Below are 883 nucleotides of genomic sequence, written 5' to 3'. Positions count from 1 at the left end.
TGCGTGCCATTGAAAATGTAGAAATAAAAATAACTCAAAGGAGGATTTTAAGTATTTAAAACCAATTCTTCAAATGAGGACACGCCCTAAAACAGATAAAACTTTTTCTAGGAAATGGGAGAATCTAATTAAAAAATTCCATTTGATGATACAGGCTTTCTTATTATATTGAGAACATAATCTAACGATGGCATAATAGCATTAAATCTATACTATGAGGTGGATGAGCAGCAATATGGTATCTTACGGTCTGTAATCCTTACCGTATATCGATTATACTCCCAATCATATAATATAGTTACTTAGATGAAAATACTCTTAAACCAGTACCCCTCTATCCAGATACCAATAACTATATGGTCTATTTCTGTCTAAGTCATAGTATTGAAAGATAATCAAAGAAGGATTAAGCAAATGGATAATTTAGCGCTAACACTTGCTCCTCGACTAAAACTAGTTAATAAGTTATTTAAAGTTTCCAAACTTAGTATTTTTCCTCAATCTCTATCTCAAAAAATATATAATATTAAAACCGATTTAATCGTTAATTCACTACAAACTTTGCATAAAAATTTATTAATTGAATACTCCCCTCAAATAAATAATAATACTTTTGAAATAAGTAATATAATTTGGGTCTGCTGGTTTCAAGGAGAAGAAAATGCTCCTTTACTTGTCAAAAAATGTATTAACAATCTTAGGTTATATAATTCGGATAATTTTGAAGTTAAAGTTATTACTTTAGATAATTATGAAAACTATACAACCCTACCCGCTTATATAAAAGAAAAATGGTGGTGTATCAGAAAGTATGCTGAGGAGATGAAAGAAGGGTGACAGCCGAAGCAAGATGATATATTTGAGGTTATGAAGACACAAATAG

General features: G+C 29.7%; 1 protein-coding gene. It reads left to right on the top strand.

The window, feature by feature from the left end; all coding sequences use genetic code 11:
- The first annotated feature begins 414 nt into the window (after nucleotides 1-414).
- Complete coding sequence (locus tag NI467_RS14585) at nucleotides 415-837, top strand: capsular polysaccharide synthesis protein (RefSeq protein WP_253153498.1); 423 nt, start codon at nucleotides 415-417, stop codon at nucleotides 835-837.
- The last annotated feature ends 46 nt before the right edge of the window (nucleotides 838-883 follow it).

This window comes from Acinetobacter sp. S4397-1, from assembly GCF_024129285.1.
Taxonomy (GTDB): domain Bacteria; phylum Pseudomonadota; class Gammaproteobacteria; order Pseudomonadales; family Moraxellaceae; genus Acinetobacter; species Acinetobacter lwoffii_C.
Note: the sequence above shows the minus strand (reverse complement) of the source record. Positions and strands in the feature narration are given on the sequence as shown.